Annotated in this window: 6 protein-coding genes; 2 read left to right on the top strand and 4 right to left on the bottom strand. The window is 39.1% G+C overall.

Annotated elements, in window-relative coordinates:
* Positions 1 to 197: 197 nt before the first annotated feature.
* Positions 198 to 2,033 (bottom strand): two-component system response regulator, encoded by a 1,836-nt coding sequence (locus tag I8751_RS04550; protein WP_214437981.1) that lies wholly within the window; start codon positions 2,031 to 2,033, stop codon positions 198 to 200.
* Between the two features lie 355 nt (positions 2,034 to 2,388).
* On the bottom strand, positions 2,389 to 3,708 hold the full coding sequence (locus I8751_RS04545) for a dihydroorotase (RefSeq protein WP_214437980.1): 1,320 nt from the start codon (positions 3,706 to 3,708) through the stop codon (positions 2,389 to 2,391).
* Between the two features lie 227 nt (positions 3,709 to 3,935).
* Here I8751_RS04545 and lepB point away from each other — a divergent pair, with 227 nt between their 5' ends.
* Both lepB and patS read left to right on the top strand, forming a co-directional pair.
* Positions 3,936 to 4,577, top strand: a complete 642-nt coding sequence (gene lepB, locus I8751_RS04540; RefSeq protein WP_214437979.1) for a signal peptidase I — start codon at positions 3,936 to 3,938, stop codon at positions 4,575 to 4,577.
* A gap of 1,152 nt (positions 4,578 to 5,729) precedes the next feature.
* Positions 5,730 to 5,783 (top strand): heterocyst-inhibiting signaling peptide PatS, encoded by a 54-nt coding sequence (gene patS / locus I8751_RS30335; protein WP_404800369.1) that lies wholly within the window; start codon positions 5,730 to 5,732, stop codon positions 5,781 to 5,783.
* Positions 5,784 to 6,027: 244 nt separating this feature from the next.
* Here patS and tsaE read toward each other — a convergent pair whose 3' ends face one another.
* Both tsaE and I8751_RS04530 read right to left on the bottom strand, forming a co-directional pair.
* Entirely contained in the window at positions 6,028 to 6,483 is a 456-nt protein-coding gene (gene tsaE, locus I8751_RS04535; RefSeq protein ID WP_214437978.1) for a tRNA (adenosine(37)-N6)-threonylcarbamoyltransferase complex ATPase subunit type 1 TsaE, read from the bottom strand.
* A 47-nt stretch (positions 6,484 to 6,530) separates the two neighbouring features.
* Positions 6,531 to 7,901: a gluconeogenesis factor YvcK family protein gene (locus I8751_RS04530; RefSeq protein ID WP_214437987.1), complete on the bottom strand. Its 1,371-nt coding sequence runs from the start codon at positions 7,899 to 7,901 to the stop codon at positions 6,531 to 6,533.
* Positions 7,902 to 8,009 lie beyond the last annotated feature (108 nt).

Here is an 8,009-nt window from a genome sequence, read left to right as displayed (position 1 = left end):
ATATAGAACTAGTATTTAATTTTAAAAAAAGTCAGGAGATTTTATCTCTCTTATTCTTGGTTCTCTTTCCACTACCTAAGCAAATAATTCAGAAATCAAATCGTATTTTTTATATATTGATTCCACACAATTATTATATTGTCTTAATTAAAGCCGGGCGTTGATCAATCTATTTTACCACTTATGGATACTTATACTTACCAATGAGGTTTTGCGGTAAGCAGGTCAAGGATTAATTGTTGTTGTATAGGTTTAGAAAATAGATAACCTTGAACAAAATCACAATTTAGATTTTTCAATTTATCTAATTGTTCTTTGCTTTCAACTCCTTCTGCGATCGCAGCCATACCCATTGATTTAGCAATACCAATCATTGCTGGTACTAACCCCATATTTTCTTGATTATCTTGCATACGTTTGACGAATGATTTATCAATTTTGAGTGCATTTAAAGGAAGATTATGCAGATAGCTCAAAGATGAGTATCCTGTACCAAAATCATCCATAATTAACTTAATTTTTCGCTCTCTCATTTGTTTTAGGATTACTTTTATTGTCTTGGTATTTTCCATAATTACACTTTCTGTAATTTCTAGTTGTAAATTAGCAAAATTTATTTTAGTTTCATAAATAATTTGATCAATCTGTGCTATTAAATTAGGCTGTGAGAACAGTCGCGCACTGAAGTTAACGCTAATTGTGAGATTTTTTGGTGTGACTAGATGATTTTGCCATATATATAGTTGTTGGCAAGCTGACTGTAATACCCAAATGTTAATAGCATTAATTAAACCTGTTTCTTCTGCCGCAGGAATAAATTCTACAGGATAAATTAGACCCCGAATTGGATGTTGCCAGCGTACAAGTGCTTCAAATCCTGCAATCATACCTGTAGTCAGAGAAATAATCGGCTGATAGTAAATGAGGAATTCTTGACGTTCGATAGCTCTACGCAGGTCATTTTCTATCTCTAGAAGTTGGATTGCTTCCTGATACATGGCTGGGTCAAAAATATGATATCTAGCTCTTCCTAAAGCTTTAGCACGATACATTGCTGTGTCAGCATCACGCAGTAAACACTCTGGTTGTTCGTAACTTTTGTTACCCCAATTAATGCCAATACTGGCACTCATAAATACTTCATATCTGGACAATTTAAAATTAAGCAATAGTTGTTGCAAAATTTTTTTAGCAACTTGAATTGCTGAATTTATATCTGCGAGATTCTCTAGGATAAAGCCAAATTCATCGCCACCTAATCTTGCTAAAGTGTCAAATGGTGATAGACACGTTTGCAGGCGTTGGGCGATGGATATGAGTAATTCGTCTCCCACTAAATGTCCCAGAGAATCATTAATAACTTTAAAGCGATCGCAGTCTAAAAATAATACAGCAAACTGATAACTGGGTTCTTGTTTAGCAAAATTTAGAGCTTTTTCTAGCCGCTTCATAAACAAAACTCGGTTTGGTAAACCAGTTAGAGAATCATGCAGCGCTATATTTAGCAATTTACTTTGTAATTGTTGGCGGGAAGTAATTTCTGCTTGGAGTTTTTGTAGAGCTTTTTCTAACTCCCATGTACGCTTTTTTACCCTTTGTTCTAATTCAAAATTGAGACTTAATACTTCTAATTGCGCTGCCCTCAATGCCATCTGGTTTTGCACACGCACTAGAACTTCTTCAAACTCAAAAGGTTTGGTAATATAATCTACGCCTCCTATTCTAAAAGCTTTTACCTTGTCAAAAACATCATCTAAAGCACTAATAAAAATCACCGGAATATCCGCAGTCAAATCCCAGGCTTTTAAACGCTGACAAACCTCATAACCGTCCACTTCCGGCATCATAATGTCAAGTAAAATTAGATCCGGTAATACTGTTTGACAAGCAGTCAAGGCCATTTGCCAGTTCAAAGCTTTACGAACGTTATATCCTGACTTGGTAAGTAGCGAAGACAACACTCGCAGGTTGTCTGCCATATCATCAATGATTAAAATATCTTTTTTATCAGGGTCTAACCGCTGGTAACTCATTCTGCGTTTGTTCTAGTCAATTCCATGATTTTTTTAAGCCGAGAGTTGTTCGCTAAATCTCTGAAAAATCAGAAAATTTGCTCCTTATCTGGCAGAAGATGCTGAAGTAACTTTTTTGCTACAACTTACTGCTGATAAGTACATTGCCCAATCAGAAGAAAGACATCGGTGACAAATGTCACAAAATCTTAGCTTCACTAGGTAATATCTATATTTCTGGCGTGAAGTTTATACTTAGCTGATATATTTTACACTGAGATATTGACTCAAATTTCTAGTCAAATTTACTGTGTGAGCCTTTCAGGAATAATGGTTCACACTTTTATATTGTGTAAATCTAAAATCATCACTTTTACTACAAAAAGGTTAGTGCTTGACCTCGTACTTTTGTATTTAATTGACCTTTGTCATAAACAATCTGACCACCAACAATGGTTGTTACAGCCCATCCTGTGAGGTTCCAGCCTTCAAAAGGACTCCAGCGACATTTGGTTAATAGTTCTTCACGCCGGACTGGGTGGAATGTGTTCAAATCTACAAGTACTAAATCAGCATCGTAACCAGGAGCGATCGCTCCTTTATTGGGAATCTTGTATGCTTTAGCTACAGATGTTGACATCCAATTAGCAACTTGGGCAACTGTACATCGCCCCTGCGTAGCAGCAGTTAACATTAAAGCTAAAGAAGTTTCTACCCCAGGCATCCCAGATGGACTGTTGGGATATTCTTGAGCTTTTTCTACCAAAGTGTGAGGCGCATGATCTGTAGCGATGAAATCAATTACGCCATCTTGCAAAGCTTGCCAGAGAACTTCATTATCGTGGGGCGATCGCAAGGGTGGATTCATTTGTGCCAATGTACCAATTTTTTCATAAGCACTGGTATTTAACAACAAATGCTGTGGTGTTACTTCTGCTGTTACCCAACTCGGTTTTTCCTGACGCAGCAGCTCTGCTTCTTCGGCTGTTGACATGTGCAGGATGTGCAGACGACGCTGATATTTTTGAGAAAGTTTTAATGCCAGTTTTGTTGCTAAAAGCGCCGCTTGATTATCTTGAATCTGGGAGTGAACTGCGGGATCGTGAATACCAGCAAATTCTTGGCGACGTTGGTTTATTCTGGCCTGATCTTCGGCATGAACAGCAATTAAACGATTACCTTGAGCAAAAATCGCCTCTAAGGCCGCATCTTGATCAACTAATAACTGACCATGCATCGACCCCATAAAAATCTTGATTCCTGGTGTCGGTTTTGCTAAAAGCAAATCTGGTAGATTCTCTGTGGTTGCTCCAATAAAAAACCCATAATTAACCAAACACTTAGAAGAGGCACGTTGGAGCTTGTCGTCTAAAGCTTCCTGGGTAGTTGTCAAAGGACGAGTGTTGGGCATTTCCAAAAAGGAGGTAACTCCACCTTTGGCACAGGCACAACTGGCTGTAAATAAGTCTTCTTTGTGTTCTAGCCCTGGTTCTCGGAAATGCACCTGCGGATCAATGACTCCTGGCAACAAAGTTAACCCTGTTGCGTCAATTGCTGTGGTTGGTGTTGTAGTGGAAATTTCTGGTGCAACTTCAACGATACGGCGATCGCGCGTCAGCACATCTCCTAACATCAATTCTCCATTAGGTAGAATAATGTGAGCGTGGCGAATCAGTAAACTTTCTGGAGATGGCATGGAGTTAACAATGTTCCGACAAGAGGCTCTGTGTTACAGAAAACTATGCTTTTAAGTTAAACTTAATTTCACTCTTGGTAACAACTTTTTGCATAATGGTAAAAAAAATTTACTTTTAACTTATGAGTCAGGCTACCAAAAAGCCGCCATATCTACCGCTAAGATCAACATATAAAGTCTCTTTAGGTGAGTGAATTACCCACACTTTCCCTTACTTCAGTAATTTAATGCAAAACCAAGTGTCTGATAAAAATTCTAGTCAACAACCCGATAATTCCTGGATCGCAGAGCTAGGTAGAACAGTTGTATTAAGTATCGTTCTAGCCTTAGGCATTCGTACTTTTGTTGCTGAAGCTCGCTGGATTCCTTCTGGTTCTATGGAACCAACATTGCACGGAACCCCAAATCAGTGGGAAGCAGACAAAATTATTGTTGATAAGTTGAAGTATAAGTTTTCAGAACCGCAAAGGGGAGACATTGTAGTTTTTTCGCCTACAGAAGAGCTACAAAAAGAGCAATACCAAGATGCTTTTATTAAGCGCATAATTGCCTTGCCTGGAGAAACAGTAGAACTCAGGAATGGCAAAGTATATATTAATAAAAAACCCCTTGAAGAAGACAAGTACTTGAGTTCGCAGCAACGCACAGTAATCGATGTTTGTACGTCAGGACAGCAGCCGCCTTATTTAGCAAAAACTGAGACTATACCCCCTAATTCATACTTAGTGCTAGGTGATAACCGTAATAGTAGCTACGATAGCCGCTGCTGGGGTGTTGTCCCTCGCCAAAATATTATAGGTCGCGCTGTATTGCGTTTCTGGCCTCTCGGTCAGGTTGGAGAAATTGATAGGTCGCCGCTTTATCCCTAGCGGGAGATAATATCATCTATTTTGGGTAGAAATTCAGTCTCGCAGAAGCAGAAATTTGAGATTTGAAAATAGGGCGTTGCTGAATCACGGAATGAAATTAGATTGATTAGAATCTCAAACTCCTTATTCTCTCTGCGTCTTAGCGCCTCTGCGCGAGGTAAATCATCCCGCAATTATCCAACGCCGAAAATAGCAGTCCCATCATCAGTTTTTCATACTGTAGGTGGGACTGCTATTTTATTTAAAACTTTTGATTTCTGGGTAGCATATTATTAATTGTAAGTATAAATAGCGACATATTTTCAACGCAACTTTCATTTTAGAAATCCGATATTTTACTTCTTTAATAGCTCCATCAATAAATATAAGAATATCTTTTAATTAAAAAAGAATAAATTAATTTATCTCATGAATTTGCGATTCATGCATTTGTGTGTGTATCCGCAAGCTGATATGGGAATACTAAACATGACCAGAAGTTAAACGACAAATACGAAAATAGGTAACTGTTTAACTTTTTTTGGTTAGCTTTTGGTGCTTAACTATCCGGATTTTTCCTCTAAAAACTGTAGAGAATTAGTAGGGTTAAGTAAACGGGCGACTTTCTATGAAAACTCTGTTTTATACATATAAAAATGTTATATGCACTTAATTATTAGGCTCTTAAAACAGTTTTTTTAAACTTCCGATTACTTTATGTGACTGGAAGTGATGTTGCTAGAGAGCTTATGTTTACTGGGTAAAACGGATCAAAAATCTATAAATAAGCATCTGCTCAAATAGAATCGAGAACGGATTTACCGAGAGATCAAAACAAGGAGTTAATAGGCACAACCATAGTGCAAGTAGACGAAAAAAAATTACCAGTACTTGCTAGGTAACTGAAATTCATCTATGAGCTTTAACAGTCAAGATGACCCACTAGAGGACAAGTTTATGTCAATTCTCATGTAAATTTGATTTTCCCTGAACGTAGGTTTTACAAGAATTTGGCGGTTTGCTAGATAAGAGATATAACCTGCAAAAGCATTGTTCTGTTGAGACGCTTTGAGCCAAGTCTTCACCCATCATAGCCAACCTCAACCAGAAAGCTAGTAGATGCCAATCGTGACCTAATCTTCAATTAAACCGTATTTCATTGACTTTTGAATAATGAGGACAACAATGTTAGTGAATTTTTTGGATGAGCGTGGTAGCGGCAGATAGGACGAGTGTGAAATTCTCCCTCGACTATCAGTGGAAATTTTAGAGTGCTGTAATCAAGTTATGATCCTTGGGTATGACACTGATAGCATTAGTCAGTTAGTGTAAATAATGATGCGGTGTGGAGAAATTTGTCTATTCACCCTCATAAATTCAATAACCCATTGCATCCAAATTCAGGCATTCATAATCATCAGCTGCTAGTTTAAATATCAGACAGTATTTTTCTGAGGTTGGGAAAAAATACTTAGATGGTAGCAATAAATTCGCTGATGGCACAATTGAAAGGTATAATTTCGGCTTGACGATCGCCCTCATTTCTATAAGTCAAATGTACCTTGAGATAAACATAAGGCTTGTAGGGCATTCGTTCAGCCCACTCAATCGCTACAATACCTGGTATTACCTCAAAACCTTCCCAGTAAGTTTCTAGGTTCAAGGCTAAAACCTCTTGTGGTTCTAAGCGATATAAATCTAAATGGTAAAGCGGTAAGCGTCCTTCCGTATATTCATTAATGAGAGTAAAAGTAGGGCTAACAATTGGTTCAGTAATGCCTAAACCCTGTCCAATCCCTTGTACTAGCGTAGTTTTGCCAGCACCTAAATCCCCCTCTAGTAAGATGACACTGCCGGCACTAAGAGTCTGACCAAGAGTAATACCCAAACGTAGTGTCGCCTCTGCATCTGCAAGAAATATTTTCATAGTCAAGAGTCAGTGGTCAATAGTTTTGTTCTTGTCCCCTTGCTTCCTCATTTCACATGATGAGTCCCACTGTACCAACGTAACAAAACTCGTGCTAATTTTTGGGGATTGTGACGCACACAACCTGTTTCATCTTCATACAAAATATTCGCTGGGACAATCCGTCGCCCTAGTTGGTATACAGCTTCTCTATCTAAGAAGACAGGATGAGAATTTTGTTGGGCGTAGCGGATAAGTGATTGTTCAGAGGGAGATTTTTTATGTACTAAGACAGCATCAAAAAGCTGTCTATGGTCGCAAGCAGTATCAATTGCTCTAATGTGATCAGCAACTGTGTATCCCTGAGTTTCTCCCGGTTGGGTCATGATATTGCAGACATAGATACGTGGGGCTTGTGTTGCAGCGATCGCATCGGCAATTTCTGGTACAAGTAAATTAGGAATTAAGCTTGTATAGAGACTACCTGGGCCAATAATAATGTAATCAGCTTCTTTAATTGCCTTAATAGCTGCTGGTACTGCTGGGGGATTAGCAGGAATGCAGCCGATTTTTACAACTTTTCCCCCAGCTTTAGGAATACTGGACTCGCCCTCAATCCGACGACCATCGGCTAATTCTGCCCAAAGGCGAACATCACTAAGAGTTGCTGGCAAAACTTGTCCTCGTACGGCCAGCACTTTAGAACTGGCTGCAACAGCTCGTTCTAAATCGCCAGTAATATCGCTCATCGCCGTTAAAAACAAATTACCAAAACTGTGTCCTGTTAACCCATCCCCAGCCCGAAAGCGATATTGAAATAATTCTGTTAATAACTTTTCTTCATCTGCTAGGGCTGCCAAACAATTACGAATATCCCCTGGTGGTAAGACTCCGAATTCTTGGCGCAAGCGTCCAGAAGACCCACCATCATCAGCTACAGTGACAATAGCAGTAATATTAGCACTGTAAGTTTTGAGTCCCCTTAACAAGGTAGAAAGCCCAGTACCACCACCAATGACTACAATTTTCGGGCCTCGGTATAATCGCCGATAGGCTAGCAGAACATCTATAAGTTCTTCTTCACCTTCCGGTCTTAACACCTTAGTAATTGAGCTGACAGTGCGAGTTTGCCCCCAAAGCAGCAACAGTAAGCCGCCAAGCAACACTAAAGGCCCACTAATATAGTTGGGTAAAAGATTGGCGATAACTCCTAGAAAACCCCTAACCAACTCAATCATCCAAAAAATTGGGGTTAGCTTAATCCAAATAGCTAACCCCAAACTAGCCAGCAGTACGCCTCCAACACTGATTAACAACCAACGTTTGACAGATAGTCCAGGGGATAACCACTTGAACCACTGGTTGACCCGATGGGAAGTTCGACTGCGCGACTGTTTTTGCAGAGTGTTGAGGGCTTGTCTGAGAAAACCGATTGACATACCTAATTGGGAGCAATGGGACAAACTAATAATTAACAGAAAATGTACACTACCTGGTTTTAACACCAAGCGGGGCATTATTAAATTTTTCAATGCCACTAAATTAAG

This window comes from Atlanticothrix silvestris CENA357 (assembly GCF_016056295.1).
GTDB lineage: Bacteria > Cyanobacteriota > Cyanobacteriia > Cyanobacteriales > Nostocaceae > Atlanticothrix > Atlanticothrix silvestris.
Note: the sequence above shows the minus strand (reverse complement) of the source record. Positions and strands in the feature narration are given on the sequence as shown.